The sequence below is a fragment of the Micromonospora sp. NPDC049301 genome (assembly GCF_040678715.1).
GTDB lineage: Bacteria > Actinomycetota > Actinomycetes > Mycobacteriales > Micromonosporaceae > Micromonospora.
In genome coordinates, this window is sequence record NZ_JBFAQO010000001.1 from 1,008,426 (window position 1) to 1,035,423 (window position 26,998).

General features: G+C 72.5%; 27 protein-coding genes. 13 read left to right on the top strand and 14 right to left on the bottom strand.

What is annotated here, in order from left to right; translation table 11 throughout:
• Positions 1-160: 160 nt before the first annotated feature.
• A complete protein-coding gene (locus AB0K07_RS04845) occupies positions 161-1,420 on the top strand; it encodes an amidohydrolase (protein WP_363750992.1) in 1,260 nt (419 codons plus the stop codon).
• On the opposite strand, the gene AB0K07_RS04850 is transcribed toward AB0K07_RS04845, so the two are convergent.
• A complete protein-coding gene (locus AB0K07_RS04850) occupies positions 1,377-2,342 on the bottom strand; it encodes a DUF4349 domain-containing protein (RefSeq protein WP_363751427.1) in 966 nt (321 codons plus the stop codon). The two genes, AB0K07_RS04845 and AB0K07_RS04850, sit on opposite strands and share 44 nt — an antisense overlap.
• Positions 2,343-2,435: 93 nt before the next feature.
• On the opposite strand from AB0K07_RS04850, the gene AB0K07_RS04855 reads away from it, so the two are divergent.
• From AB0K07_RS04855 to AB0K07_RS04875, 5 genes are all read left to right on the top strand, one after another.
• Positions 2,436-3,065, top strand: a complete 630-nt coding sequence (locus AB0K07_RS04855; protein WP_363750993.1) for an MBL fold metallo-hydrolase — start codon at positions 2,436-2,438, stop codon at positions 3,063-3,065.
• 4 nt (positions 3,066-3,069) lie between these two features.
• Positions 3,070-4,044 carry a hypothetical protein gene (locus AB0K07_RS04860; RefSeq protein WP_363750995.1) on the top strand — a complete coding sequence of 325 codons (975 nt, stop codon included), beginning with the start codon at positions 3,070-3,072 and terminating at the stop codon, positions 4,042-4,044.
• 6 nt (positions 4,045-4,050) lie between these two features.
• A complete protein-coding gene (locus AB0K07_RS04865) occupies positions 4,051-4,182 on the top strand; it encodes a hypothetical protein (protein ID WP_363750996.1) in 132 nt (43 codons plus the stop codon).
• Positions 4,179-4,919, top strand: coding sequence for a hypothetical protein (locus tag AB0K07_RS04870; protein ID WP_363750998.1), 741 nt, complete (start codon positions 4,179-4,181; stop codon positions 4,917-4,919). Before AB0K07_RS04865 ends, AB0K07_RS04870 begins: the two co-directional genes overlap by 4 nt.
• 61 nt (positions 4,920-4,980) lie before the next feature.
• Positions 4,981-5,940, top strand: a complete 960-nt coding sequence (locus tag AB0K07_RS04875; protein WP_363751000.1) for a GNAT family N-acetyltransferase — start codon at positions 4,981-4,983, stop codon at positions 5,938-5,940.
• A gap of 72 nt (positions 5,941-6,012) precedes the next feature.
• Here the strand turns inward: AB0K07_RS04875 and AB0K07_RS04880 are convergent, their stop codons facing one another.
• Entirely contained in the window at positions 6,013-6,468 is a 456-nt protein-coding gene (locus AB0K07_RS04880) for a gamma-glutamylcyclotransferase (protein WP_363751001.1), read from the bottom strand.
• A gap of 106 nt (positions 6,469-6,574) precedes the next feature.
• Between AB0K07_RS04880 and AB0K07_RS04885 the strand changes: the two genes are divergently transcribed.
• Complete coding sequence (locus AB0K07_RS04885; RefSeq protein ID WP_363751003.1) at positions 6,575-7,978, top strand: NAD(P)H-quinone dehydrogenase; 1,404 nt, start codon at positions 6,575-6,577, stop codon at positions 7,976-7,978.
• Here AB0K07_RS04885 and AB0K07_RS04890 read toward each other — a convergent pair.
• Together AB0K07_RS04890 and AB0K07_RS04895 are read right to left on the bottom strand one after the other, a co-directional pair.
• Positions 7,956-8,594 (bottom strand): DUF998 domain-containing protein, encoded by a 639-nt coding sequence (locus AB0K07_RS04890; protein WP_363751004.1) that lies wholly within the window; start codon positions 8,592-8,594, stop codon positions 7,956-7,958. The genes AB0K07_RS04885 and AB0K07_RS04890 overlap by 23 nt on opposite strands.
• Before the next feature lie 103 nt (positions 8,595-8,697).
• Positions 8,698-9,318 (bottom strand): DedA family protein, encoded by a 621-nt coding sequence (locus tag AB0K07_RS04895; RefSeq protein ID WP_363751005.1) that lies wholly within the window; start codon positions 9,316-9,318, stop codon positions 8,698-8,700.
• A gap of 518 nt (positions 9,319-9,836) precedes the next feature.
• Here AB0K07_RS04895 and thrS point away from each other — a divergent pair.
• On the top strand, positions 9,837-11,054 hold the full coding sequence (gene thrS, locus AB0K07_RS04900) for a threonine--tRNA ligase (protein ID WP_363751007.1): 1,218 nt from the start codon (positions 9,837-9,839) through the stop codon (positions 11,052-11,054).
• A gap of 59 nt (positions 11,055-11,113) precedes the next feature.
• On the opposite strand, the gene AB0K07_RS04905 is transcribed toward thrS, so the two are convergent.
• The 4 genes from AB0K07_RS04905 to AB0K07_RS04920 all read right to left on the bottom strand — a co-directional run bounded on the left by AB0K07_RS04905 (position 11,114) and on the right by AB0K07_RS04920 (position 15,884).
• Entirely contained in the window at positions 11,114-13,039 is a 1,926-nt protein-coding gene (locus AB0K07_RS04905) for an ABC transporter ATP-binding protein (RefSeq protein WP_363751428.1), read from the bottom strand.
• A gap of 164 nt (positions 13,040-13,203) precedes the next feature.
• Positions 13,204-14,937, bottom strand: coding sequence for an ABC transporter ATP-binding protein (locus tag AB0K07_RS04910; protein ID WP_363751008.1), 1,734 nt, complete (start codon positions 14,935-14,937; stop codon positions 13,204-13,206).
• Entirely contained in the window at positions 14,931-15,413 is a 483-nt protein-coding gene (locus tag AB0K07_RS04915) for a MarR family transcriptional regulator (RefSeq protein ID WP_363751010.1), read from the bottom strand. Before AB0K07_RS04915 ends, AB0K07_RS04910 begins: the two co-directional genes overlap by 7 nt.
• Before the next feature lie 24 nt (positions 15,414-15,437).
• The gene (locus AB0K07_RS04920) at positions 15,438-15,884 is read right to left on the bottom strand and encodes a DoxX family protein (RefSeq protein ID WP_363751012.1); all 447 of its coding nucleotides are present in this window, start codon (positions 15,882-15,884) and stop codon (positions 15,438-15,440) included.
• 83 nt (positions 15,885-15,967) lie between these two features.
• Here AB0K07_RS04920 and AB0K07_RS04925 point away from each other — a divergent pair, with 83 nt between their 5' ends.
• On the top strand, positions 15,968-16,528 hold the full coding sequence (locus tag AB0K07_RS04925; RefSeq protein ID WP_363751014.1) for a TetR/AcrR family transcriptional regulator: 561 nt from the start codon (positions 15,968-15,970) through the stop codon (positions 16,526-16,528).
• A 210-nt stretch (positions 16,529-16,738) separates the two neighbouring features.
• Here the strand turns inward: AB0K07_RS04925 and AB0K07_RS04930 are convergent, their stop codons facing one another.
• Positions 16,739-18,178: a GuaB1 family IMP dehydrogenase-related protein gene (locus AB0K07_RS04930; RefSeq protein WP_363751015.1), complete on the bottom strand. Its 1,440-nt coding sequence runs from the start codon at positions 18,176-18,178 to the stop codon at positions 16,739-16,741.
• A gap of 81 nt (positions 18,179-18,259) precedes the next feature.
• Entirely contained in the window at positions 18,260-18,856 is a 597-nt protein-coding gene (locus tag AB0K07_RS04935; RefSeq protein WP_363751017.1) for a LysE/ArgO family amino acid transporter, read from the bottom strand.
• Between the two features lie 70 nt (positions 18,857-18,926).
• Here AB0K07_RS04935 and AB0K07_RS04940 point away from each other — a divergent pair, with 70 nt between their 5' ends.
• Positions 18,927-19,820, top strand: a complete 894-nt coding sequence (locus tag AB0K07_RS04940; RefSeq protein WP_363751018.1) for a LysR family transcriptional regulator ArgP — start codon at positions 18,927-18,929, stop codon at positions 19,818-19,820.
• A 12-nt stretch (positions 19,821-19,832) separates the two neighbouring features.
• On the opposite strand, the gene AB0K07_RS04945 is transcribed toward AB0K07_RS04940, so the two are convergent.
• Positions 19,833-21,584 carry a biotin carboxylase N-terminal domain-containing protein gene (locus AB0K07_RS04945; RefSeq protein WP_363751020.1) on the bottom strand — a complete coding sequence of 584 codons (1,752 nt, stop codon included), beginning with the start codon at positions 21,582-21,584 and terminating at the stop codon, positions 19,833-19,835.
• A 147-nt stretch (positions 21,585-21,731) separates the two neighbouring features.
• On the opposite strand from AB0K07_RS04945, the gene AB0K07_RS04950 reads away from it, so the two are divergent.
• The 3 genes from AB0K07_RS04950 (at position 21,732) to AB0K07_RS04960 (ending at position 24,197) form a co-directional block, all read left to right on the top strand.
• Positions 21,732-22,343 carry a PadR family transcriptional regulator gene (locus AB0K07_RS04950; RefSeq protein ID WP_363751429.1) on the top strand — a complete coding sequence of 204 codons (612 nt, stop codon included), beginning with the start codon at positions 21,732-21,734 and terminating at the stop codon, positions 22,341-22,343.
• Positions 22,344-22,464: 121 nt separating this feature from the next.
• Entirely contained in the window at positions 22,465-23,424 is a 960-nt protein-coding gene (locus AB0K07_RS04955) for an ATP-binding cassette domain-containing protein (RefSeq protein WP_363751022.1), read from the top strand.
• A 17-nt stretch (positions 23,425-23,441) separates the two neighbouring features.
• The gene (locus AB0K07_RS04960; RefSeq protein ID WP_363751024.1) at positions 23,442-24,197 is read left to right on the top strand and encodes an ABC transporter permease; all 756 of its coding nucleotides are present in this window, start codon (positions 23,442-23,444) and stop codon (positions 24,195-24,197) included.
• Between the two features lie 73 nt (positions 24,198-24,270).
• Here AB0K07_RS04960 and AB0K07_RS04965 read toward each other — a convergent pair whose 3' ends face one another.
• The 3 genes from AB0K07_RS04965 to mycP form a co-directional block, all read right to left on the bottom strand.
• Positions 24,271-24,924 carry an O-methyltransferase gene (locus AB0K07_RS04965; RefSeq protein WP_363751025.1) on the bottom strand — a complete coding sequence of 218 codons (654 nt, stop codon included), beginning with the start codon at positions 24,922-24,924 and terminating at the stop codon, positions 24,271-24,273.
• On the bottom strand, positions 24,921-25,589 hold the full coding sequence (locus tag AB0K07_RS04970) for a Maf family protein (protein ID WP_363751026.1): 669 nt from the start codon (positions 25,587-25,589) through the stop codon (positions 24,921-24,923). Before AB0K07_RS04970 ends, AB0K07_RS04965 begins: the two co-directional genes overlap by 4 nt.
• Positions 25,590-25,713: 124 nt before the next feature.
• On the bottom strand, positions 25,714-26,976 hold the full coding sequence (gene mycP, locus AB0K07_RS04975; RefSeq protein ID WP_363751027.1) for a type VII secretion-associated serine protease mycosin: 1,263 nt from the start codon (positions 26,974-26,976) through the stop codon (positions 25,714-25,716).
• Positions 26,977-26,998: the final 22 nt, after the last annotated feature.

The following is a 26,998-nucleotide window of genomic DNA, read 5'->3' on the forward strand; positions in this document are numbered from 1 at the left end:
ACCTGCTGTCCCACGCATCTCCGAGCGCCCTCAGCAGGGCATACGTGACGCTGTGCGGTCTGATCATCACCGTAACGAGGTTGCGCAGCGTCACCGCCGGAGGTCTAGGCTGTCTGCTGTCCCCGATGATCCATCCATCTCTAGTGATCGAGAATTCGACGTGACGAGTGCGTTGACGCTGCCCATCGGCAGCCAGCTGGCGTCGTCCTGGCCGGAGCTGCCGCCCGGGTCCCAGCCCCTGCCCCGCGACCTGGACCACCTCCTCGCGCTCCGGGTACCCGGGCTGATCGCCACCCGCCGTCACATCCACTCGCACCCCGAGCTCTCCGGCACCGAGTTCGAGACGGCCGCCCTGATCGCCCGGGAGCTCTCGCTGGCCGGGTTGAACCCGCGACTGCTGCCCAAGGGCAACGGCGTGATCTGTGACGTCAACGGCCGCCCGGACGGCCCGATCGTCGCGCTGCGCGCCGACATCGACGCCCTGCCGCTGGACGACCCCAAGGACGTGCCGTACCGGTCCACGGTGGCGGGCGTCTGCCACGCCTGCGGCCACGACGTGCACACGTCGATCCTGCTGGGCGTCGGCATGCTGCTGGCCCAGCTCGCTGACCTGGGCGAGCTGGACGGTCGGGTCCGGCTCATCTTCCAGCCGGCCGAGGAGATCCTGCCCTGCGGTTCGCTGGAGGTCATCGAGGCCGGTGGCCTGGACGACGTGGTGCAGATCTTCGCGCTGCACTGCGACCCGAACCTGCCGGTGGGTCAGGTCGGCCTGCGGGTCGGCCCGATCACCGCGGCGGCCGACAACGTCACCGTCCGGCTCTCCGGCCCGGGCGGGCACACCGCCCGCCCGCACCTGACCGTCGACCTGGTCGACGCGCTCGGCCGGCTGATCACCGAGGTGCCCGCCCTGGTCAGCCGCCGGGTGCCGGCCAACAGCGGGCTGCTGCTGGTCTTCGGCCACGCCTCGGCCGGCACCCGCTACAACGTCATCCCCTCCGAGGCGTCCGCCTCCGGCACCCTGCGGGTGATGGACCGCGACACCTGGGAGCAGGCACCCAAGATCGTGGCTCAGGTGGTCCGGGACGTCATCGCGCCGACCGGCGCGACGGTCGACCTGGAGTACCTGCGCGGCCGGCCGCCGGTGTGCAACGACGCGCGGGCCATCCAGGTGCTGACCGCCGCCACCGCCGCCGCGCTCGGCCCGGACGGGATCGCCGAGACGCCGCAGAGCATGGGCGGCGAGGACTTCTCCTGGTACCTGGAGTACGTCCCCGGCGCCCTCGCCCGGCTCGGCGTGGGCCGTGCCGGCCCCAACGTCGACCTGCACCGCGCCTCGTTCGACGTGGACGAGGGAGCGATCCCGGCCGGCATACGCGTCATGGTGCAGACCGCGCTGCGGGCACTGGCGGCGGTGCGCTGACCGGAGCGACCAGCGCCGGGTTCTTTCGACGTCTGCGCAGCACCAGCAGCAGCACCGCCAGCGGCACGCCGAGCGCCACCAGCCAGGGCAGTAGCGCGCCCAGCACGGTGAGCAGGACGGTCAACGAGGCGACGAACGCCTTCCAACCGCCCTTCAGCCCGGCCAGGAAGCCGGTCTCGGTCTTCTCCTCGGTCACCTTCGCCGCCGGCCCGGCCAGCGACACGGTGATCGTGGAGAGGGCGGTCAGGTCGGCCAGTCGCCGCTTCTTGGCCTCCAGCGAGGCCAGGTCGGCCTCGCGGCGGCCCAGCTCGTTCTCCAGCGACACCAGGTCGGTGATCGAGGTGGCTCGGGCGAGCAGCCGGCGGGCGCTGTCCACCCGGGCCCGCTGACTGGTGATCCGGGCGTCCAGGTCGACGGTCTCCTCCGTGACGTCCTGGGTGCTGATCTCCCGGCTCTCCTGCTTGCCGAGCTTCGCGACCTCCTCGACCACGCCGGCGAACTTCGCCGCCGGCACCCGTAGCTGCAACTCGGCGACCGCGTCCGCTTCGGCGCTGCGCCGCTGGTCGCCGCCGATGAAACCACCCGCGCGGGTGACCGCGGCGGTCACCTCACGGGCGGCGGCGTCCACATCGTCCACCTGCACGCGCATCGTTCCGGTGTAGATGATGGCCCGCTGGTCGACCCGCAGGTCCGGAGCGCCGGCCCCGGCCGCCTCCGGTGCCCCGGCGGCGCTGTCCCGGTCCGCCGCGCCGCCGTTCGCCTGCGGTGCCTCGGCCGCCGAGCCCGCCGCCGTGTCCCGCGCCCCGCTGTCGCCGGCGCCGCACCCCGTCAACGCGAGCACCGCCGCCAGTGTCGATGCCGCCAGCAGTGCGCCGCGGCGCCGTCCCGCCCGTTCGTCCATCCCCGCTCCCATCGTCGTCAGCCTGTGTGGCGATACCTCGGACGCGGCGCGCTCGTCGGCTGGTTCCGGCAGACTGCGCTGAGGACGTCACGATTCGATAATCGAGGAGTCACGATGCGGCTCACCAAGTACGCCCACTCCTGCATACGGGTGGAACACGACGGGGGAGTCCTCGTCGTCGACCCCGGCGTGTTCAGCGACCCCGCGGCGTTGGACGGTGCGGACGCGGTGCTGATCACCCACGAACATCCCGACCACCTCGACGTGGCGGCGGTGCGCCTGCAACTCGACCGGCGACCGTTCCCGATCCACGGGCCCGCCTCGCTCGCCGGCGCCCTGGGCGACGCCGCTGACGCGCTGCACCCGGTGACGGCCGGTGAGTCGTTCACCGCCGCCGGGGTGGCCGTCCGCGCCTACGGCGGGAAGCACGCGGTGATCCACCCGGACATCCCGGTGGTGGACAACCTCGGTTTCCTGATCAACGACGTGGTGTACCACCCGGGCGACGCCCTGGTGGTGCCGGACGAGACGCCGGTCGACACGCTCTTCGCGCCGATCCACGCGCCCTGGTCGAAGTTCTCCGAGGTGCTCGACTTCATCCGGGCGGTCGCCCCGCGCCGCGCGTACGCGCTGCACGACGCGCTGCTCAACGACAACGGGCTGGGCGTGCTCAACCGGCAGTACTCCGCGCTGTCCGGCACCGAGTACCAGCGCTTGGAGCCCGGTAGCCGGGTGGACGTCTGAGGCCATGCCCGGCCCCTCCCCGGAGCTGGTGCAGCAGCTCTACCGCACCCCGCCGGAGCGGTTCGTGGCCGCCCGGGACGCCGCCGTGGCCGAGGCCCGCCGCGCCGGAGACCCTGCCACCGCCCGGCAGCTGGCCCGGCTGCGCCGCCCCACGGTGGCCGCCTGGCTGGTGAACCTGCTCGCCATCCACCGGCCGGAGCTGGTCGCCGATCTGGTCCAGCTCGCCGACGCGCTGCGGGCCGCCCAGCGGGACCTGCGCGGGCCCCGGCTACGGGAGCTGTCCGCGCAGCGCCGGGCGGTGGTCGGCGCACTGGTCGCCGAGGTCCGCAAGCTCGCCGCGGCGGAGCCGGACGCGCCGTCGGCCGGCAAGCTGCCGTTGGCCGAGGTGGAGGCGACCCTGAACGCGGCGCTCTCCGACACCGAGGTCGCCGAGCAGGTCCGGTCCGGGCGGCTGCTCCGCTCCGCCAGCTACGCCGGCTTCGGCGAGGTGCCCCGTCCGCAGCTGCGGCTGGTCACCGGCGACGACGAGGAGCGGGCCGAGGAACGCCCGTCCCGCCGACCCGGCGCCCAACGCGCGGCCCCCGAGGCGGCCCCGCGTACCGACCGGGCGGCGGAACGCGCCGAACGGGCCGCGGAGCGGGCGGCCCGGGCCGAGCGGGCGCGGCAGCGCCGGGCCCTGGACCGGGAACTGGCCAGGGCCCGGAGCGACCAGGAGCGGGCCGAGGCCGAGTTGACCGACGCGGCCGGGCAGGAGCGGGACGGCGCCGCCGTGCTCGACGGGATAGAGGCCGAGCTGGCCGAGCTGGAGCGGCGGCGGGCGGTGGCGGAGCAGGATCTCAGCCGGGCCAAGCTGGCCCGGCGTGCGGCCGAACGGGCCGTCACCGTCGCCCGGCGTCGCGCGGGCGAGGTCGAGGCGGCGGTCGAGGCGTTGGCGGCCGAAGAGGGGGATGCGGACCCGGGCGGTGGCCGGGCAGACTGACCATCGATGGACGACGACGAGTGGTCGGGCCGTCCCTGGCCGGTGATCCCGGATCGGGAGGCCCCTGCGGCCGGCGGGCCGGTGTCCCGGCTGCCGGTGCTGACCGGGCCGGGGCGCCCGAGGTTGGCGTACGGATGACGCCGGAGCAGGTCGCCGCCGCCAGCAAGCCCGTCACGCTCGACCTGGGCGACAGATTCAGCCGCTGCCCGACCACACTGCGCCGGGCACGGCTGCTCGGCATCTCCGGTTGGGCCTTCTACATCAGTGGGCGCGCCGGTGCCCTCGGCGACGTACGCGCCGAGACGGCCGCCGCGTCCCTGGGTTTCATCGCCCCCGACGCGGTCGCCGACGGCTGGGACGCGGCGGCCCGGGTCCTCCGCCCGGCCGAGGTCGCCGCCGCGAGCCTTGCCGAGTGCTGCCGGTGGGGGGCGCAACGGTTGGGCGGGCTGCCCGCCGTGCAGCGCCTGGCCGCGCTGGTCGAACGGGCGGTGGCGGCGGCGGACGCCAGCGGCATGCCGCTCTTCGCCGCCTGGCGGGCCATGCCGTTGCCGGATCTCTCCCCGGGCGCCCGCAGCGCCGCCGGGCTGCGGCTGCTCCGCGAACACTTCACCGGCGCCTACCTGCTGGCGGTACGCGCCGCCGGGATGACGCCGCTGGAGGCGGTGCTCGCCGGGCCGGAGGGAGAGGCCGGTGCGGTGGCCTGTGGCTGGCCGCCGCCGTACCCGCCGGTCGGGCCGCTGGTGCGTCGACGGCTGTGGGCGGAGGCGGTCACCAACCGGCTGGCCGCACCGGCGTTCGCGGCGCTCGGTGCCGCCGACGGCATCGAGCTGGTGGAGCTGCTGCACCGCACCCGCGCCGACCTCGCCCCCGAGTGAGCGGAAGGGTGCGCGGAAAATGGGCGGCGCGGCCGGCCCTCGGCTGCCAGGATCACCTGCCGTGACCCTTCCCGCTGGCTGGACCACGCGCCGGCCCACCCTCGACGACGTGCCGGCGATCCTCGCGGTGGTGCACGCCGCCGACACCTTCGCCATCGGTCATCCCGACTTCGACGCCGAGGACGTCGCGGAGTCCCTGACCGCCCCCTTCGTCGACCCGGCTCGCGACTCCTGGCTGGCCGTGGACCCGGACGACACCGTGGTGGGTTGGGCGACCGTCGACAACCCGACCGGCGTCGGCCGGGAGTTCGTCGAGGTCTACGTCGACCCGCAGCGGGGCGCCGCGGTCCGGGCGCCGCTGCTGGCCCGGCAACTGGACCGGGTCGCCGAGCGGGCCGCCGAGCGGGGGCTGCCCGCGCTCACCGTCCGCTGCGCGGTCTTCGCGCCGGAACGCGACTGGGAACGGGACCTGCGTGCGGTCGGGTTCACCCTGGCCAAGAGGTACGTCCGGATGCGCCGCCCGCTTGCCGATCTGCCCGCCGAGCCCGCTCCGCCGCCCGGGGTCACGGTGCGGCCGGTCCGCCCGGACGACGACACCGACCTGCGGGAGTTCCACCGGATCCAGGACACCGCCTTCCGCGACACCCCGGACCACGAGCCGCTGTCGTACGAGCGGTGGCGGGCCCGGATCGGTGACGTGACCGCCTGGGACGAATGGTTCGTCGCCGAGGTCGACGGGGTGGTGGCGGGCGCCTTGCAGTCCTCGGATCAGGCGCTCGACCAGCAGGAGGGCTTCGTGCGGAGCCTGGCGGTGCTGCCCGCGTACCGACGGCGGGGGGTGGGCGCGGCGCTGCTGCGCCGCGCCTTCGCCCGCTACGCCGAGAAGGGCCGGCAGGCGGCCGGCCTGGGGGTGGACCTCACCAACCCGACCGCCCCGCTGTCGCTCTACCGGTCCGTGGGCCTGCGGGAGACGCGGTGGACCGACATGTACCAGTTGGTCGTCCCGGCAGCCGGTGTGTGATTGACGACCCCGGGCCGGCCCGCCGGGCGGTCCGGCCGGCGTCGGTAGCAGACTGGCAGCGTGCGACAGCCTCTAGGCCGACGCGGTGCCGGTGGGGCGGGACCGCAGCTCGGTGACGTAGTCGTCCGGCGCGCCCGCCTTCTCGGCGGCGTTCGCGATCTCGGAGAGATACCACGACGTCGGCAGGCCACCCTCGTACCCGTCGAAGACGTAGACCCACGCGGTCACGTCGCCGTCGAGGGTGGAGACCCGGACGTGCAGTTTGCGGTACGTGCCGGCGGTCACCCCCTCGATCTCGTCGAGCTGGGCCGCGTCGTACGGGTGGATGTCGTAGAGCGCCACGAAGACCCGGTCGCCCGGGGACTCGACCACGGTGCTCACCGCGCCCTCCCAGCCGATCACGTCGGCCCCGGCGAAGGTCAGCCGCCACCCCTCCAGCCAGCCGATACCCACCATCGGCGAGTGCGGGCAGTAGGCGCGCATCCGGGCGGGATCCAGGTTTGAGCCGTAGGCGGCGTGAAGACGCACGGCGATGACGATAGCCGGGTATGCGGGTGGGGGAGAATACGACTGTGCGTGTCGGATGCGTTCGGGAGAAGAAAGTCACTGTGAGCATCGACGAAGGGCAGACGCTGTGAGCCGGATCGTGATCATCGGCGGGGGGCCGGCCGGGTACGAGGCGGCGCTGGTCGCCGCCCAGCTCGACGCCGATGTCACCGTGGTGGAGGCCGACGGCGCGGGCGGGGCCTGCGTGCTCTCCGACTGCGTCCCGTCGAAGACCTTCATCGCCAGCTCGGAGGTGGTCACCGGGTACCGGGACACCGAGGAGTTCGGGGTGCACTCGGACGGCCTGGAGGCGGTCACCGTCGACGCGCGGGCCGTGCACGAGCGGGTCAAGCGGCTGGCGCTGGCCCAGTCGGCCGACATCCACGCCAAGCTGCTCAAGGCCGGGGTCACCTTCGTGGCCGGTACGGCCCGCCTGGGCGAGGACACCCTGGGCCACACCCACCGCGTCATCGTCACCCCCGCCGACGGCGCCGAGGAATACTCGATCGCCGCGTCCACCGTGCTGGTGGCCACCGGCTCGACGCCCCGCCAGCTGCCCACCGCCGTCCCGGACGGCGAGCGCATCCTGACCTGGCGCCAGGTGTACGACCTGCCCGAGCTGCCCGAGCACCTGATCGTGGTCGGCTCCGGCGTGACCGGCGCCGAGTTCGCCAGCGCGTACCTGGCGATGGGGGTCCAGGTCACCCTGGTCTCCAGTCGCGACCGGGTGATGCCGCACGAGGACGCCGACGCCGCGTCGGCCATCGAGCGGGTGTTCCGCAACCGGGGGATGAGCATCCTCAACAACTCGCGGGCCGACGCGGTTCGGCGTACGGCGGACGGTGTCGAGGTGGAGCTGTCCGACGGCCGCAAGGTGACCGGCTCGCACGCCCTGATCGCGGTCGGTTCCATCCCGAACACCGCCGAACTGGGCCTCGCCGAGTACGGCGTGGAGCTGGGCCGGGGCGGCTACGTCACGGTCGACCGGGTGTCGCGCACCAACGTGCCCGGCATCTACGCGGCCGGCGACTGCACCGGGGTCCTGCTGCTGGCCAGCGTCGCCGCCATGCAGGGCCGGATCGCGATGTGGCACGCCCTCGGCGAGGCGGTCCGCCCGCTGCGTCTGCGGACCGTCGCGGCGAACGTCTTCACCGACCCGGAGCTGGCCACCGTGGGTGTCTCCCAGGACGAGGTGGACGCCGGCAAGGTGCCGGCCCGGCAGGTGATGCTGCCGCTGTCGGGCAACGCCCGGGCCAAGATGGACGACCTCTCCGACGGCTTCGTGAAGCTGTTCTGCCGACCGGCCAGTGGTCAGGTCGTCGGCGGGGTGGTGGTCGCCCCGAAGGCCAGCGAGCTGATCCTGCCGATCACCATGGCGGTCGAGAACAACCTCACCGTCAACGAGCTGGCCCAGACCATCACCATCTACCCGAGCCTCTCCGGCTCGATCACCGAGGCGGCCCGCCAGCTCATGCTCCACGAGCTGGAGTGACGACCCACCTGGCGACGGGCGTCCGGGTCAGAGCCACCGCGACGGTACCGAGCACCGCGACCTCGGTGAGGATGAGGAGGCGTTCGGCCAGGCCGATCAGCAGGCGGTCTCCGGGGTAGGCGGACCAGATCATCGCTGCCGCCAGGGCCAGGCTCAGCACGACGAGGGCGCGGAGGGCCCGGGCAGCGGGGGCCAGGTCGGGGCGGCGGGCGAGCAGCCAACCCCCGGCCGGCAGCGCCAGGAAGGCGACCACCGAGGCGTACCGGTGCACATAGGCGGCGGCGGTCATGACCGTGCCCGGCTCGTTCGTCGGCACCACCGCGGCCAGCAGCAGGCCGGCCACCCACGCGCCGAGCAGCAGCTCGACCGGCCGGCCGGAGCGCGGCCGTGGTGGCCCGGTGCGGCGCAGGCCGTACAGCAGCGCCACGGTGGCGAGCGCGAGCACCACCATGGCGACGTCGATGACGCCGCCCCGGTCGGAGACGGCGAAGTCGCTGACGGTCAGCGCCCACGGGTTGAGGTCGTCGTTGACTTCGAGATGGCCGATCACGGTGAGCAGCGCCGCCAGGGCGATCCCGCCGAGGGCCAGCAGGCCGGTGCTCCGGGTTCCAGGCATGCCTCAGCCTGTCGCCGAGGGGACCCGAGCCGGATCCGGGACGGCCACCGAAATCGTCCCGGGGGACCACCCCTAGAGGCACCCGGGGGGCGCCGGGCGGCGCTCAGTCGATGGGGATGTCGGCTCCGGCGGCGGCCCGGGCATGCCGTGCGCTGACCAGGGTCATCGCCCATCCGGCGGCGGCGAAACCGGCCGCCGCCGCGGTGGCGATGATGGCCAGCCGCCAGGCCGATTCGGTGAGCGCGGTGCCGCCGAGGTGCCCGACCAGCGCGCCGTAGGTGGCCCAGCCCAGCGCGGCCACCGCCTCGTAGAGCACGAACAGGCGGTACGGGTAGCGGCTGCGGCCGGCGGAGAAGCAGGCGGCCATCCGACCTCCGGGCACGAACCGGCAGAGCAGGATGACCAGCGGCCCGGGCTGTCGCAGCCCCTGGGTGACCCGGCTGGCGACCCGCCGCGCCCGGCTCGGCTCGGCGTGCCGGGGGGCCCGCCGGTCCGGTGCGCCGCGACCGAGCAGGTAGCACGCCAGATCGCCGGCGAAGACACCGAGCGCGCCGACGGCTATGGTGACCGGCAGGCTGAGCCCGCCGTAGACGGTGAGTGCGCCGCTGGTGATCATGACGATCTGGGTGGGAATCACCGGGACGAAGGCGTCCGCGATCAGCAGGCCGAGCAGCACGAGGTACGCCCAGGTCGGCGATGCGACGTCAGTCAGTAGTTCGGGCACGCGTGCCACCTCGCCGGATGCGGCCGATTGGGTGTCTCGAGCCTGACGGCGTGTCCGGCGTCACCGTGGACAGCCCCACCCCGCCGTGACCATCGACACGACCGGGCCACCCAGGTACAACGGCTCGAACCGTCCTCGGGTGACGGTTCGGGGAGCGTCCCACCGGGCCCACGCGGGGTCGGCGGATCGGCGTCCGTCGGCGTACCGTTGTCCGCGCGGCCCCGCCCGTCGGGTCCCCCGTTCCTGACGACTCGGGCCGCCCCGGGCCGCCGGCGGGTCCCGCGCCGGCGGCCCGCCCCTCCCTCCGCCACGCCAAATCCGGGTGCGTCCCCGATCGCCCGACGGGTACCGTCGCCGCATGCGCAGCGCGGTAGTGGTGACCACGACGCCGGGTGTCCCCGGCGCGCCGCTCTGACGTAACCACCGTCGACCAGGCCCCGGGGCGATCCGCCCCCGAGGGCCGCGCGGCGTTCGGAGTCCAGGTCGCCTCCGGGTCGTACCCGATCCAGGAGCACGACATGATCGACCACCGCAGACTCGGCCGGGAGCTGGACCTCTTCGTGTCCGACCCGCTGGCCGGCGCCGGCCTGCCGATCTGGCTGCCGGCCGGCGCGGCCGCCCGGCACGCCGTCGAGGAGTACGTCCGGGAGCTGGAGCGCCGCTCGGGCCACCAGCACGTCTACTCGCCGCCGCTGGGCAAGCGCGAACTCTTCGAACTCTCCGGGCACCTCGGCTACTTCGCCGACGACATGTTTCCGCCGATGCGCCTCAGCGCCGACGACGAGTTCGTGCTCCGGCCGGCGCTCTGCCCGCACCACGCGCTGGTCTTCCGCGCCCGGGGCCGCTCCTACCGGGAGCTGCCGTTGCGGATCGCGGAGCTGGGCGGGATGTACCGTTCGGAGCGTTCCGGGGTGCTCGGTGGGCTGTCCCGGGTGCGCGCCATCTCGCTGAACGACGCGCACACCTTCTGCGCCCCGGAGCAGGTGGGCGCGGAGGTCGTGGAGATCCTCGGGCTGATCCGCGCCGCGCACGCCGCGCTCGGTGTCCGCCCCGCCGGCTTCCGGCTGTCGCTGCGCGGGCCGGGCGAGAAGTACGTCGGCGACGACGGGCAGTGGGCCCGGGCCGAGGAGCTGCTGCGGGACGCGCTGGCCGGGGTGCCGTACGTCGAGGCGCCGGGGGAGGCCGCGTTCTACGGCCCGAAGATCGACATCCAAATCGTCGACGCGGCCGGTCGGGAGTCGACCATCTCCACCATCCAGCTGGATTTCGACAAGCCGGAACGGTTCGACCTGTCGTACACCGACTCCGACGGCGGCCGGCGGCGGCCGGTGATGGTGCACCGCAGTCTGGTCGGCAGCATGGAGCGGCTGTTCGCGTACCTCATCGAGGTGCATCAGGGCGCCTTTCCGGCCTGGTACGCGCCGGTCCAGCTGGTGCTGCTGCCGGTGGACGACGAGCAGGCCGGCGCGGCAGCCGAGCAGGCCCGCCGCGCCGTCGCCGCCGGGCTGCGGGTCGAGGTCGACGTCGCCGGCTCGCTGGGCGCCCGGATCCGGGACGCGGCCCGCCGCCGCGTCCCGTACCTCGGGGTGCTGGGTTCCCGAGAGGCGGCCGACGGGCGTCTCGCGCTGCGGCTGCGCGGTGGCCGCGCCCTGGACCCGATGCCCGCCGACGCCGCGCTCGCCCTGATCAGCCGGCAGGTCGCCGCCCGCGCGGTCGACCTGCTCCCGCCGGACTGACCCACCCGCCGGTCGGGGGTGGATCGTCGTCGAACGAACTGTGCGCACGGTGATCCGCCCTAGACCGGCGCGGGCTGGGGAACGCCCGGGTCGGCGGGCTCCTCGTCCACGACGGCTGCCGTGAACTGGGACTGGTAGAGGCGGTGGTACGCGCCACGGGCGGCGAGCAGCTGCTCGTGGGTGCCCTGCTCGACGATGCGGCCGTTCTCCATCATCAGGATCAGGTCGGCGTCGCGGATGGTGGAGAGCCGGTGCGCGATGACGAAGCTGGTCCGGTCCGAGCGCAGGGCGGCCATCGCCCGCTGGAGCAGCACCTCGGTACGGGTGTCCACCGAGCTGGTCGCCTCGTCCAGGATCAGCAGGGACGGCTCGGCGAGGAACGCCCGCGCGATGGTGATGAGCTGCTTCTCGCCGGCGCTGACGTTGCTGCCCTCCTCGTCGATGACCGTGTCGTAGCCGTCGGGCAGGCTGCGCACGAACCGGTCGACGAAGGTGGCCCGGGCCGCGGCGAGGATCTCCTCCTCGGTCGCGTCCGGCCGGCCGTACGCGATGTTGTCCCGGATGGTGCCGCCGAAGAGCCAGGTGTCCTGGAGCACCATGCCGATCCGACTCCGCAGGTCGTCGCGGCGCATGGTGGTGATGTCCACCCCGTCCAGGGTGATCCGGCCGGCGTCCAGCTCGTAGAACCGCATCACCAGGTTGACCAGGGTGGTCTTGCCGGCGCCGGTCGGGCCGACGATGGCCACCGTGTGCCCTGGCTCGGCGACCAGCGACAGGTCGTCGATCAGCGGCTTGTCCGGCTCGTACCGGAACGAGACGTGCTCGAACTCGACGCGGCCGTGCGGGTCGGCGACCCGGGCCGGCACGGCGGGGTCGACGGTCTGCTCGTCAGCGTCGAGGACCGCGAAGACCCGCTCGGCCGAGGCCACACCGGACTGGAGCAGGTTGGCCATCGAGGCGAGCTGGGTGAGCGGCTGGGTGAACTGGCGGGAGTACTGGATGAACGCCTGCACGTCACCCAGGCTCATCGCGCCGGACGCCACCCGCAGCCCGCCGACCACCGCGATCGCCACGTAGCTGAGGTTTCCGATGAACATCATCGACGGCATGATGATCCCGGAGATGAACTGGGCGCCGAAGCTGGCCCGGAACAGCTCCTCGTTCTTCGCGTTGAACGCGGCCTCCACCTCGCGCTGCCGGCCGAAGACCTTCACCAGCTCGTGACCGGTGTAGGCCTCCTCGATCTGGCCGTTCAGCTCGCCGGTGTGCTTCCACTGGGCGATGAACTGCTTCTGCGAGCGCTTGGCGATGCGCTGGGTGACCAGCACCGACAGCGGCACCGCGACCAGGGCCACCAGGGCCAGCAGCGGCGAGATCCAGAACATCACGCCCAGCACGCCGACCACGGTCAGCAGCGAGGTGAGCAGCTGGCTGAGGGTCTGCTGGAGGCTGGTGGAGATGTTGTCGATGTCGTTGGTGACCCGGCTGAGCAGCTCGCCGCGGGGCTGCCGGTCGAAGTACGGCAGCGGCAGCCGGTTGAGCTTCTCCTCGACCTCGGCGCGCAGCCGCAGCACGGTCCGCTGGACCACCCCGTTGAGCAGCCAGCCCTGCCACCACGACAACACGCTCGCGGCCAGGTAGAGCCCGAGGGCCAGCAGCAGCACCCGGCTCAGGGCGCTGAAGTCGATGCCGACGCCGGGGATCACGTCCATCCGGGCCAGCATGTCGGCGAAGCCGTCGTTGCCGCTGGCCCGGGCCGCCGCGACCGCCTGTTCGGTGGTGGTGCCCGCCGACAACTGCCGGCCGATCACCCCGTTGAAGATCAGGTCGGTGGCGTGACCGAGGATCTTCGGCCCGGCCACGCTGAACCCGACGCTCACCAGGGCGAGGGTGATGATCGCGGCGAGGTGCAACCGGTGGGGGCGCAGCCGGCCGAGCAACCGCCGGGCCGACGGCCCGAAGGTCATCGACTTCTCGGCGGGCATCCCGGCGCCCGCCCACGGCGGGCCGCCGCCCTGGCGACCCGGCGGCAACCGCTTCGGCGTCGGCGTGTCACCGCCGGGCTGCTGCGTGTCGCCCCCGGGCGTCCGCGCGTCGCCGGCCGGCTTCTGCGGGGGTACGGCCGCGGTCCGCGGCTCGTCGGGCTCGCTCATGCCGGCACCTCCGCCGTCTGCTGGGAGGCCACGATCTCGGCGTACGTCGGGCAGCTCTCCAACAACTCCTGGTGTCGTCCCACTCCGACGACCCCCCCGTCCTCGAGCACGATGATCTGGTCGGCGTCCACGATCGTGGAGACCCGCTGGGCCACGATCACCACTGCGGACTGTGCGGTGACCGGGCGCAGTGCCGCCCGCAGCCGCGCGTCGGTGCCAAGGTCGAGCGCGGAGAACGAGTCGTCGAACAGGTAGATCTCCGGTTGCCGGACCAGGGCCCGGGCGATGGCCAGACGTTGCCGCTGCCCGCCGGAGACCGTGCTGCCGCCCTGGGCGATCGGAGCGTCCAGCCCACCGGGCATCTGGGCCACGAAGTCCCGGGCCTGGGCGATCTCCAGCGCCGCCCACAGCTCGTCGTCGGTGGCGTCCGGGTTGCCGTAGCGCAGGTTGCTGGCGACCGTGCCGGTGAACAGGTACGGCCGCTGCGGCACCAGGCCGATGCGCCGCCACAGCTCGTCGGGTGCCAGCTCCCGTACGTCCACCCCGTCGACCAGCACCGCGCCGGCGGTGACGTCGACCAGGCGGGGAATGAGCGACAGCAGGGTCGTCTTGCCCGCGCCGGTGCTGCCGATGATCGCCGTGGTGGTGCCCGGGGAGGCCCGGAAGGAGATGTCCCGCAGCACCGGTTCGACCGCGCCCGGGTACTGGAAGCCCACCCCGCGCAGCTCCAACTCGGCCCTGGTCGACAGCTCCGCCACCGCGTCGGCGGCGGGAACCACCGAGGAGTCGGTGTCCAACACCTCGACGATCCGCTCGGCGCAGACCGCGGCCCGCGGCACCATCATCAGCATGAAGGTGGCCATCATCACGGCCATCAGGATCTGCATCAGGTACTGGAGGAAGGCGGTGAGCGCGCCGACCTGGATCGCGTTCGCGTCCACCCGCTGCGCGCCGAACCAGAGCACCGCCACGCTGGAGACGTTCAGCACCAGCATGACCACCGGGAAGATCAGTGCCAGCAGCCGGCCGGTACGCAGCGCGGTGGCGGTCAGGTCGGCGTTGGCGACGGCGAAGCGGTCCGTCTCGTAGGGCTCCCGAACGAAGGCTCGGACCACCCGGATGCCGGTGATCTGCTCGCGCAGCACCCGGTTGACCGTGTCGATCCGGGTCTGCATCAGCCGGAAACCCGGCACCATCCGGCGGATGATCATGCTGAGCGTGATGGCCAGCACCGGCACGCTGACCAGCATCAGCCAGGAGAGCCCGATGTCCTCGCGCAGCGCCATGAACACGCCGCCAACGCTCATGATCGGCGCGGCGACCAGCATGGTGCAGCTCATCAGGACGAGCATCTGCACCTGCTGCACGTCGTTCGTGTTGCGGGTGATCAGCGACGGTGCGCCGAACCGGGCCACCTCGCGGGCGGAGAAGCGGTTGACGTGCCCGAACAGCGTCGCGCGGACGTCCCGGCCGAAGCCCATCGCGACCCGCGCGCCCAGGTAGACCGCGGCGATCGAGCAGATGATCTGGACCAGGCTGACCAGCAGCATCCAGCCGCCGATGCGCATGATGTAGTCGGTGTCGCCCCGGGCCACGCCCCGGTCGATGATGTCGGCGTTGAGGCTGGGCAGGTAGAGCGACGCCATGGTGCCCACGAACTGGAGCAGCACCACCGCCGTCAACGGTCGTTGGTAGGTGCGCAACTGGTTGCGCAACAGTCGAATCAGCACGCCGGGTCCTCTGGTTCGGTGGGGCGTCCGGTCATCCGCGGGTCGTCCCCGCTGCCGATGACCTCGAGCAGGAACTCCCGGATGATCTGCGCCTTCGCCGGGTCGGCGTCGACCGACGTGAGCGGACGTCCGGAGTGCATCAGCGCGGTGAGGGCGGCCACCCGCTCCCGCCCGGCGGGAGTGATGGCGAGCCGGATGCTGCGCCGGTCGCTGTCGTCGCGCTGCCGCTCGACCAGCCCGTCGCGGGCCAGGGTGTCCACGATGCCGGTCAGGGTCGCCGGGCGTACGAAGCCCTTCTCGGCGACCTTGCGGTGGGGCAGCTCGCCGTGCCGGGCGAGCGTCATCAGGGTCACCATGCCGGCCTGGGTGAGGCCGTGCTCCTCGGCGAGGTAGCGGTTCCACCGCTGCCCGACGAGGTGCCCGGCCACGACCAGGAGCCGGCCGAGCGGCACGTCCTGGAGAGTGACGAGTTCCACGGGAGCAGATTAGCTCCCTGATAGTCAGGGGCCAAACGAAATTGCCGCCGCGGTGGCCACGAACACGATCTGCAGAGCGGTGCGCTGGCCGAGCGGGGTGACCGGTTGCCCCGCCAGGGTCAGTCGCCGGCGGGCGGCCGAGACGTTGGCCGGGAACATCGCGAGCATCAGCAGGCCGAGCCCGACGGCGGCCAGGCGTGCGGTCGCGGGCACCAGCAGGCCGACCGCGCCGGCCAGTTCGAGCACGCCGGTGACGGTGACCAGCAGATCCGGCCGGGGCAGGCCGGGCGGGACCATCGCGATCAGGTCGGTGCGGCGCCGGCCCGCGAAGTGCGCCACGGCGGTCAGCGTGAACATCAGGGCCAGCCCGACCCGCAGCGCGGGGTGCCAGCCGTCCAGCGCGGTGACGCCGGCGAGGCCGGCCAGGCGGGCGAGAGCGGTGCCGGCCAGCAGGGCGATCAGGGGTGCCATCGGGATCCTCCTTCGGGAAACTTGTCACTGGCAAGATTGCCGCGTGGGACGGCATCTTGTCAATGGCAAGATAGGATGGGCGCATGACCGGAACCCGCGCGTACCACCACGGCGACCTACGCCGTGCCCTGCTCGCCGCCGCGGTCGAGGCGATCGAGGAGGTCGGGCCGGCAGCGCTGAGCCTGCGCGACCTGGCGCGCCGGGCCGGCGTCTCGCACGCCGCGCCCGCCCACCACTTCGGCGACAAGGCGGGCCTGCTCACCGCGCTGGCAGCCCAGGGCTTCGACCTGTTGGCGCAGACGCTGAACGGGGCGGGCGGCGACCTGCTGGCCGCCGGTGTCGCGTACGTCGACTTCGCCGTGCGGCACCGCGCGCACTTCGAGGTGATGTTCCGGCCGGAGCTCTACCGGGCCGACGACGCCGAGCTGGTCGCCGCCCGGGAGCGCTCCGGCGCCGCGCTCCGCTCCGGCGTGGGCGGGCTACGGTCCGACGACCCCGGCGCCGACCCCGAGCGGGACGCGCTCGCGGCCTGGTCGATCGTGCACGGCTTCGCCACCCTGTGGCTCGCCGGCGCGCTGCCGCCCCGGGTCGGCGACGACCCACGCGAGGCCGCCCGCGTGGTGGTCAGCCGGCTCTTCAACTGAGCAGTCGGTCCTCGGCGACGAGCGACGGGCGAAGGGCGGGCGGTGGCACCCGCCCGCACCGCAGCCTTTGCTCTGCTTCAATCCGCGCAACAGCCGTCGTCCGCTGTCCGGACAGTGCCTGTTGCGTCCGGTGAAGCAGAGCAAAGGCAAAGAGCAGGGGTACGCCAGCGCCGCCCCGACTGCGCCGCGGGGGCTGGCCGTACCCGAAGCTCACCAACTGGTGGGCAGCGGCATCCCCTCGGTGAAACCGGCGGCGCTCTGCACGCCGACGATCGCCCGCTCGTGGAACTGCGTCAGGTCCCGCGCACCCGCGTAGGTGAAGGCGCTGCGCACCCCGGCGATGATCTCGTCGATCAGGTCCTCGACGCCGGGCCGGGCCGGGTCCAGGTACATCCGCGCCGAGGAGATGCCCTCCTCGAACACCGCCTTGCGGGCCCGGTCGTACGGGCTGTCGTCGGCGGTGCGGGCGCTGACCGCCCGCGCCGAGGCCATCCCGAAGCTCTCCTTGTACCGCCGGCCGTCCGCGTCGGTGTACAGGTCGCCGGGGGACTCGTAGGTGCCGGCGAACCACGAACCGATCATCACGTTCGAGGCGCCGGCGGCGAGCGCGAGCGCCACGTCGCGCGGGTGCCGCACACCGCCGTCGGCCCAGACGTGCCGGCCGAGCTCGCGGGCCGCCGCCGAGCAGTCGAGCACGGCGGAGAACTGCGGTCGACCCACGCCGGTCATCATCCGGGTGGTGCACATCGCCCCCGGGCCGACGCCGACCTTGATGATGTCGGCGCCCGCCTCGACCAGGTCGCGTACCCCCTCGGCGGTGACCACGTTGCCGGCCGCCACCGGCACCCCCGGGTCCAGCTTGCGGACCGCCTGCAGCGCGGAGATCATCCGCGCCTGGTGGCCGTGCGCGGTGTCCACGACCAGCGTGTCCACCCCCGCCTCCAGCAGGGCGGCGGCCTTGCCGGTGACGTCGCCGTTGATCCCGACCGCGGCCGCGATGCGCAGTCGACCCTGGCCGTCCACGGCGGGCGTGTAGAGGGTGGCCCGCAGGGCGCCCTGCCGGGTCAGCACCCCGACCAGCCGGCCGTCGGCGTCCACCACCGGAGCGAGCCGGCGCCGGCCCGCGGAGAGCCGGTCGAAACCGGTACGCGGGTCCGCGTCCGCCGGGACGGTGTGCAGCTCGGTGGACATCACGTGCCGCAGCTGGGCGAACCGGTCCACGCCGACGGTGTCCGCCTCGGTGACCACGCCCAGCGGGCGGCTGGCCTCGTCGACCACGATGACCGCGCCGTGCGAGCGCTTCGGCAGCAGGTGGATGGCGTCACCCACGGTCTCGGTCGGGCCCAGGGTGATCGGCGTGTCGTAGACCAGGTGCCGCTGCTTCACCCAGGCGACGACGTTCGCCACCACCTCGATCGGGATGTCCTGCGGGATCACCGCGATCGCGCCCCGCCGGGCCACCGTCTCGGCCATCCGCCGGCCGGCGACCGCGGTCATGTTCGACACCACCAACGGGATGGTGGTGCCGGTGCCGTCGCCGGTGGACAGGTCGACATCGAGCCGGGAGCCGAGGTCGGAGCGGGCCGGCGCCATGAAGACGTCGGTGTAGGTCAGGTCGTGCGCGGGGGCCGCGCCGTGAAGGAACTGCACCCGGCCATCATTCCCGCTCGTGGCTCATCCAGCCGCCAGTGGTCATGGAAAACACTCCCGCCGCCGCCGGCCCGCGCCCGGTCAACCCAACAGGAGCGCCGCGGCGAGCCCGGCCATCACGACGGCGATGACCGCGTCCAGCACGCGCCAGGCGGCGGTACGGGCGAGCAGCGGCGCGAGGCGGTGCGCGCCGGCGCCGAGCGCGGTGAACCACACCACGCTGGCCAGGGCGGCACCGGCGCCGAAGATCCAGCGGTGCGGGTGCTGCTGGGCCACCCCGCCGAGGAGCAGCACGGTGTCCAGGTAGACGTGGGGGTTCAGGTAGGTGAAGGCGGCGCAGGCGAGCAGGGTCGCCCCCAACGTGGCCGGCGGCCGCTCGGTGGGCAGCAGGGCTCCGGGACGCAGGGCGCGGCGGGCGGCGAGCGCCGCGTAGCAGAGGAGGAACGCCGCCCCGCCCCACCGGATCGCCGTCAACAGCTCCGGCCGGCCCGTCACCAACGTGCCGACCCCGGCGACGCCCGCGGTGATCAGCAGGGCGTCCGACGCGGCGCAGGTGAGCACCACGGGTACGACGTGCTCGCGGCGCAGGCCCTGACGCAGGACGAAGGCGTTCTGGGCGCCGATGGCGACGATGAGGGCGATGGAGATCGAGAAGCCGGCGACGGCGGAGGTGAGCACGGGGACGACGTTAGGGCCGGTGACGAGCACCAGTCCAACTAAAGATTCTGCGGCAACCTAAGCTCTGCTTATGGAAGGTCTCGACTCGGCGCAGCTGCGGACGCTCGCCGCGGTGGTCGCGGAGGGCAGCTTCGAGGCGGCGGCCCGGCTGCTGCACGTCACGCCGTCGGCGGTGAGCCAGCGGATCAAGGCGCTGGAGGAGACGGTCGGCCAGGTGCTGGTCCGCCGGACCCGACCGTGCGTGGCGACCGAGGCGGGCCGCCCGCTGCTGCGCCTGGCCGGCCAGCTCACGCTGCTGGAACGGGAAGCGCTGGCCGACGCCCGAGGTCCGCTGGCCGGCGGCGGCCGCATCCGGGTCGCCGTGGTGGTCAACGCGGACTCGCTGGCCACCTGGTTCCCCGCCGCGCTGGCCCGACTGCCGCAGCGGGCCGGGCTCTCCTTCGACCTGCGGCAGGACGATCAGGACCACACCGCCGAGCTGCTCCGGGACGGTTCGGTGACGGCGGCGGTGACCGCCCAGCGGGAGGCGGTGCAGGGCTGCCGGGTGCTGCGACTTGGCGCCATGCGCTACCGCCCGCTGGCCACGGCGGAGTTCGCGGCGTCCCACTTCGCCGACGGGTTCACCCCGTCCGCGGTGGCGGGTGCGCCGCTGGTCGTGTTCGACCGCAAGGACCGGGTGCAACACCGCTTCATCCGCGCGCTGGCGGGCCGCCCGCTCGACCCGCCGGTGCACTACGTGCCGTCGGTGCCGGCCTTCAGCGAGACCATCCGGCTCGGGCTGGGCTGGAGCCTGGTGCCGGAACAGATCGCCGAGGCCGACCTGGCCGCCGATCGCTGTGTGGACCTCGCGCCGGGCCGGCACCTGGACGTCCCGCTCTACTGGCAGCACTGGCGGCTGGAGTCGGACGTACTGAACGCCCTGACCGCCGCCGTCCGCGCGGTCGCCGCGGAGACCCTCCGCTGACCGCCGGACAGCTCAGGCGATGGTGCAGATGCTCGCCCCCGCGGTGATCACGGCACCGACCTCGGCGGTGAGCCCGCTGACCGTGCCGGCCTTGTGCGCGTGCAGCGGCTGCTCCATCTTCATCGCCTCCAGCACGACCACCAGGTCGCCCTCGGCAACGGTGTCGCCGTCCGCCACCGCGATCTTGACGATCGTGCCCTGCATCGGCGAGGTGAGCGTGTCGCCGCTGACCTGGGCGCCGGCCCTGGTGCCACCACCGCGCCGGGTCGGCTTGCGGGCGGCCGGCGCGGCGGTGGTCGTACCCCCGCCGAAGCCGGCGGGGAGGCTGACCTCCAGCCGCTTGCCGCCCACCTCGACCACGACGGTCTCGCGCTCGGCCGGCGCCTCGGTGGCGCCGGCGGCGGCGGCGAACGGCGGCACGGTGTTGTGGAACTCGGTCTCGATCCACCGGGTGTGCACGGTGAACGGTTCGGCGGTGAACGCGTCGTCCCGCACCACCAGGCGGTGGAACGGCAGCGCGGTGGCCATCCCGTCGACCACCATCTCGTCCAGTGCCCGGCGGGCCCGCTCCAGCGCCTCGGCCCGCGTCTCACCGGTGATGATGACCTTGGCCAGCAGGGAATCGAAGTTTCCGCCGATCACGTCGCCGGCCGAGATGCCGGTGTCGACCCGGACGCCGGGGCCGGTGGGCAGCCGCAGCGCGGTGACGGTGCCCGGGGCGGGCAGGAAGTTGCGGCCCGGGTCCTCGCCGTTGATCCGGAACTCGATGGAGTGCCCGCGCGGCGTCGGGTCCTCGGTGATCCGCAGCTTCTCGCCGTCGGCGATCCGGAACTGCTCGCGGACCAGGTCGATGCCGGCGGTCTCCTCGGTGACCGGGTGTTCGACCTGGAGCCGCGTGTTGACCTCCAGGAAGGAGATGGTGCCGTCCACGCCGACCAGGTACTCCACGGTGCCGGCGCCGTGGTAGCCGGCCTCGCGGCAGATCGCCTTGGCGCTGTCGTGGATCTGGGCCCGCTGGGCGTCGGTGAGGAACGGCGCGGGAGCCTCCTCGACCAGCTTCTGGTGTCGCCGCTGCAACGAGCAGTCCCGGGTGCCCACCACGATCACGTTGCCGTGCTGGTCGGCGAGGACCTGCGCCTCGACGTGCCGCGGCTGGTCCAGGTACCGCTCCACGAAGCACTCGCCCCGGCCGAACGCCGCGACCGCCTCCCGGGTGGCCGACTCGAACAGCTGGGGGATCTCCTCCATGGTCCGGGCCACCTTGAGCCCGCGCCCGCCGCCACCGAAGGCGGCCTTGATGGCGACCGGCAGGCCGTGGTCCACGGCGAACGCCATCACCTCGTCCGGGTTGGCCACCGGGTCGGGGGTGCCGGGGACGAGCGGCGCGCCGGCGCGCTGGGCGATGTGCCGGGCGGTGACCTTGTCACCCAGGTCGCGGATCGCCTGCGGGGTGGGGCCGATCCAGGTCAGCCCGGCGTCGATGACCGCCTGGGCGAAGTCGGCGTTCTCGGAGAGGAAGCCGTAGCCGGGGTGCACGGCGTCGGCGCCCGCCCGGGCGGCCACGTCGAGCAGCTTGTCGATGCGCAGGTACGTCTCGGTCGCGCTGTCCCCGCCGAGCGCGTACGCCTCGTCCGCGAGCGTGGCGTGCAGGGCGTCGCGGTCGGAGTCCGCGTACACGGCGACACTGCCCAGGCCGGCGTCGCGGCAGGCGCGAATCACCCGGACGGCGATCTCGCCGCGGTTGGCGATGAGTACCTTGCGCACCTTCGTGGCTCCTCCCGGCAGGTTACTGACCGGGAGTGTATCGGCCACCCTGGTGGCCCTAACGATCGCTCAGTGTGGGATGCCGCACTGTACCGAAGCGCTCTAATCAAACTTGCCTATTACGCTTGTCCGGTGTCTGCGACTCGGATGATGATCCTCGGCCTGGTGCGGTGGATGCAGCCCGTGCACGGCTACGACGTGCGCCGCGAGCTGCTGAGCTGGAGCGCCGACAAGTGGGCGAACGTGCAGCCCGGCTCGATCTATCACGCGCTGCGCAAACTCACCGAGGAGGGCCTCCTCCGCGCCGTCGCCACCGAGCAGGTCGGCTCCCGCCCCGCGCGCACCACCTACGAGGTGACCCCCAAGGGCGAGGACGAGTTCGAGACGCTGCTGCGCAGCCTCTGGTGGAACTTCACCGAGCCAGTGGACCCGTTCACGGCCGCGTTCTCCTTCCTGCCCGCGATGCCGCGGTCCGAGGCATCGGCGGCCCTGCGCAACCGCGCCAACCTGCTGCGCGCCGGCATCGAGTCGATGCGCGCCTCGCTGGAGTCGGACTGGGTGCGCAACACCAAGCCGGTGCACGTCGGGTGGATGTTCGAGCTCTGGTCGGCCCGGGCGGAGGCGGAGATGGCCTGGTGCGAGCGGGTCGCCGAGAAAATCGATTCCGGAGTGTCGTACCTGCCTGCTGAGCTGGAGAACGCCGAGGGCTGGCCGCAGTGGAGGGACGGGGCTCCCGACGGGACTGCCGACGCGAAATAATCAACGTTGACCATAAGAGTTATATCGCGTTAGCCTGCTGACGGCACAGCGGGGGAGTGCGCCGTCCGGCGTCGTCCCCTTCGACGGCCGGCCCGGCCGGCCCGGACGACCAGGAGCAGAGATGATCGAGACCAGGGGGCTGCGGAAGTCGTTCCGCTCCCGCGCGGGTCGAGAGACGAAGACGGTGGACGCCGTGCGGGGCGTCAACCTCGAGGTCGCCGAGGGTGAGATCTTCGGCTTCCTCGGCCCCAACGGCGCCGGCAAGACCACCACGCTGCGGATGCTCGCCACGCTGATCGAGCCGGACGGCGGCGAGGCCACCATCGCCGGCGCCGACCTGCGCAAGGCCCCGGCCGAGGTGCGCCGCCGGATCGGCTACGTCCCGCAGGGCGGCAGCACGTGGGACGAGTCGACCGCCCGCGAGGAGCTGGTGCTGCATGCCCGGATGTACGGCATCAGCAAGGCCGACGCACAGCGCCGCGCCGCCCGCGCGCTGGACGCCTTCCAGCTCACCGAGTACGCCGACCGCAAGTGCAAGACCTACTCCGGCGGCCAGCGCCGGCGGGTGGAGATCGCCCTCGGCATCATCCACGAGCCGAAGATCGTCTTCCTCGACGAGCCGACCACCGGCCTCGACCCGCAGAGCCGCGCGCACATGTGGGACGAGATCCGGCGGCTGCGCCGCGACGGGATGACCGTCTTCATCACCACCCACTACCTCGACGAGGCCGACGCGCTCTGCGACCGGATCGCGATCATGGACAACGGCGAGGTGGTCGCGGAGGGCACCCCGGCCGAGCTCAAGCGGGAGATCTCCGGCGACGTCGTGCTGGTCGGCCTCGACCTGGCCGCGACCCCGCAGGCCGCCCAGTCGCTCGACGGCGAGCCGTACGTCAACAAGCTGGAGACCGTCGACGAGGGCGGTCTGCGCCTCTACGTCGACGAGGGTGCCACCGCCATCCCGCAGGTGCTGCGCAGACTCGACCAGGCCGGGCTGGACCTGCGCTCGATCGAGCTGCACCGGCCCAGCCTGGACGACGTCTTCCTGACCAAGACCGGCCGCTCGCTGCGCGAGTCCTGACCACCCGGAGACGACTCATGAAATTCGCCCGTGACACGTGGCTGATCTTCCAGCGGCAGACCCAGCTGCTGCTGCGCAACCCGGTCTGGGTCTTCGTCGGCGTGTTCCAGCCGGTGATGTACCTGCTGCTCTTCGCCCCGCTGCTCAAGCCGGCGCTGAACGCGCCCACCCAGGCCGCCGCCTACAAGATCTTCGTACCCGGTCTGCTGGTGCTGCTGGCCATCTTCGGCGGCCTGTTCCAGGGCTTCGGCCTGATCGCCGAGCTGCGCGCCGGGGTCATCGAACGCTCCCGGGTCACCCCGATCAGCCGGCTCGCCCTGCTGCTCGGCCGCTCGCTGCGCGACGTGCTCTCGCTCATCGTGCAGGCGGTCATCATCACCCTGCTGGCGCTCCTGTTCGACCTGCGGGTGTTCATCGGTGACCTGCTGCTGGCGTACCTGATGCTCGCCCTGATCGCGCTGATGACCTCGGCCGTCTCGTACGGCGTCGCGCTCAAGGTCAAGAGCGAGGACGCGCTGGCCCCGCTGATGAACACGGTGGCGCAGCCGGTGCTGCTGCTCTCCGGCATCCTGCTGCCCCTGACCTTCGCCCCCGGCTGGTTGCAGGCCATCGCCGACTGGAACCCGTTCTCCTGGGCGGTCGACGGCACCCGGGCGCTGTTCGCCGGTGACCTGGGCAGCGACAAGGTCTGGCAGGGCCTGACCATCACCGCGGTGCTCGCCGCAGCGGGGGTCGTCTGGGCGGCACGCCAGTTCGCCCGCAGCGTCCGCTGACGTTCCTCGTTCTTCCCGGAAATCGGGGTTCCCTCCCGCAGGAGGGCGCCCCGATTTCCCCGTTCAGCGGTCCTCAGCGCACCCGGGCGAGGGTCAGGCCGTCCGCGATCGGCAGCATCACCGGGTCGACCCGTACGTCGGCGAGGACCTCGTCGTTGAACGCGGCGATGGCCCGGTCGTTGGCGTCCCGCGGCGCGATCACCCTGCCGCCGCGCAGCACGTTGTCGACGGCGATCACCCCGCCCGGCCGCATCCGCGGCACCAACTCCGACCAGTAGACCGGGTAGCCGGTCTTGTCCGCGTCAATGAACGCGAAGTCCAGGTACCGCTCGTGCGGCAGCTCCCGCAGCCGGTCCCCGGCCGGGCCGATCCGCAGGTCGATCCGGTCCTGCACGCCGGCGCGAGCCCAGTAGCGCCGGGCGATGCCGGTGAACTCCTCGGAGATGTCGAAGCAGGTCAGCCGCCCACCGTCGGGCAGCCCACGGGCGATCGCCAGCGACGAGAGCCCGGTGAACGTGCCGACCTCGACGGCCTGCCGTACGTCGAGCAGCCGGGTGAGGAAGGTCAGGAACGCGGCCTGTTCCGGAGCCACCTGCATCGTGGCGTGCTCCGGCAGCACCGACCGGGTCTCCTCGGCCAGGTCCCGGATGATCTCGTCCGGCGGGCTGCCGTGCGCTACCAGGTACGCGTGCAGCTCGTCGGTGAGCGGGATCGATTTGGTGGTCATGAACGGACGTTACCGAGCGGCTCGACCGACTGGCCGCCCGGCGCGACCTTCGTCCACAGATCCGTGATCCGCAGGCCCAGCTCGGCGAGGAGACGACGCAGCAGCGGCATCGACAGCCCGACCACCGTCCCCGGGTCACCCTCGATCCGCTCCACGAACGGGCCGCCCAGCCCGTCGATGGTGAACGCGCCGGCCACCGCCAACGGCTCGCCGGTGGCCACGTACGCGGCGATCTCGTCGTCGCTGATGTCGGCGAAATGGACGATGGTCGAGGCGACGGCCTCAGCGCGCCGCCCGGAGACAACGTCGATCAGGCAGTGCCCGCTGTGCAGGACGCCGCTGCGCCCCCGCATCCGCTGCCAACGCCGGGTGGCGTCCGCCGGATCCGCCGGCTTGCCGAGGATCTCCCCGTCGAACGCGAGCACCGAGTCACAGCCGATCACCAACGTCCGCTGGTCGGTGGCCGGGCTCAGCCGGGTCAACACGGCCTGAGCCTTGCGCCGTGCCAGCTCCAGGCACAGCTCCTCGGCCCGATCGGTCACCACCAGAGACTCGTCCACCCCACTGACCAGCACGTCCGGCTCGATGCCGGCGGCCTGGAGCGACTTGCGACGGGCAGGGCTCGCCGAGGCGAGCACGAGACGGAGCGGCAGGGATGCAGACACCCGACCGACGTTACCGGCTCACCGCCCCCACCACGACCACCCGACCCGCCCTGTAGGCGCGGCGGCCCAGGGCGTCGGGCCCGCGACACCACTGATCCCGAGTGGATCACGGGCCGTCGACCGGTCAGCGACTGATGCGGGGCGGCGGATCGTCGCGGCGCCTTCGCCGCACAACCAGCGCCCACCCGACACCAGCGGCCATGATCACCCCGAGCGTGGCCAGGCCGCGCACGGTCGCCCCGTTGTCGTCGCTGCCCGGCCGAGCCCCGGCTGTCGTGGTTGGGCCACCACCGGTCGGCGCGCTCGCCGACTCGAACCCCAGTGGGGGTACGTCCGCCGTCAGCGCCGCCACCAGGTCGATCACGCCATAGCCGTACTCGTCGTCACGCCCGGGCGGACCCTTGTCGATGGCGGTCGCCGTCAGGCGGTGTGCCACCTCCTGCGCGGGCAGGTAGGGGTACTTGGACCTGATCAACGCCGCCGCCCCCGCCACGATCGCCGTCGCGTCGGAGGTGCCAGTGCCTTTGCGGTACTTGCCGTTGAGGCTCGTGCTGTAGATGTCTACCGCCGGCGCAACCACGTCGATCTCGGGACCGGTCACCGAGACAGCAGCATGGTTCCCGTTCCGGTCGACGCCGCCGACAGCGATAACGCCCGGATAGGCCGCGGGAAAGCTGACGGATTGATCGCGTGGCCTATTACCTGCCGCTGCCACGATGAGGATATCCGCCCGGATTGCGGCCTCGACGGCTCGTCGTAAATTGGGGTTCGGTCCAGCAACAGAAGAGACGCTGACGACTTCGGCACCACGTGTGATGGCATATTGTATCCCGTCGGCAAGATTATCGCTGTCGCCCTCTGTGTCGGAAATTTGGATGCGGATAGGGAGGATGCTGGCTTCAGGGGCGAGGCCAAGGGCTCCTGTGGTGTTGCTACGTCCATGAGCAGCAATTAGTCCTGCCATGCCAGTCCCGTGGCTGCTCGCATCCGCTCGACCGTCGCCGGTGCCGTCGGAGATGATGTCAGTACCCGGCCTCAGATTGTTCTGCAGGTCAGGATGTTTCTCCACACCTGTGTCTGGCAGAGCCACAGTAACGCCCTTGCCTCGACTAATTTTCTGGGCTTCAACGGTATGAAGATAACCAAGATGCCACTGGTCGCTGCGGATTAACTCCACACCCTGCGGATCAGGCGTGGCAGGCGCACGCAATGGGAGTGGCAGCAGGAGGACGCTCAGACTGGTCAGGACCGTCCACGCGGCATGGGGTTTACCGGCCAATGGCGGGGCCAGGATCGATTGGGTCCTGTTTATCACTCGGCCGGACCACAGGGTCGACACCCTTGGTGGTCTCCCATGGATGGTCAGGATCCCAAGGATGTCGCTCATCGCGCTGGGTTTCCCGAGTGTT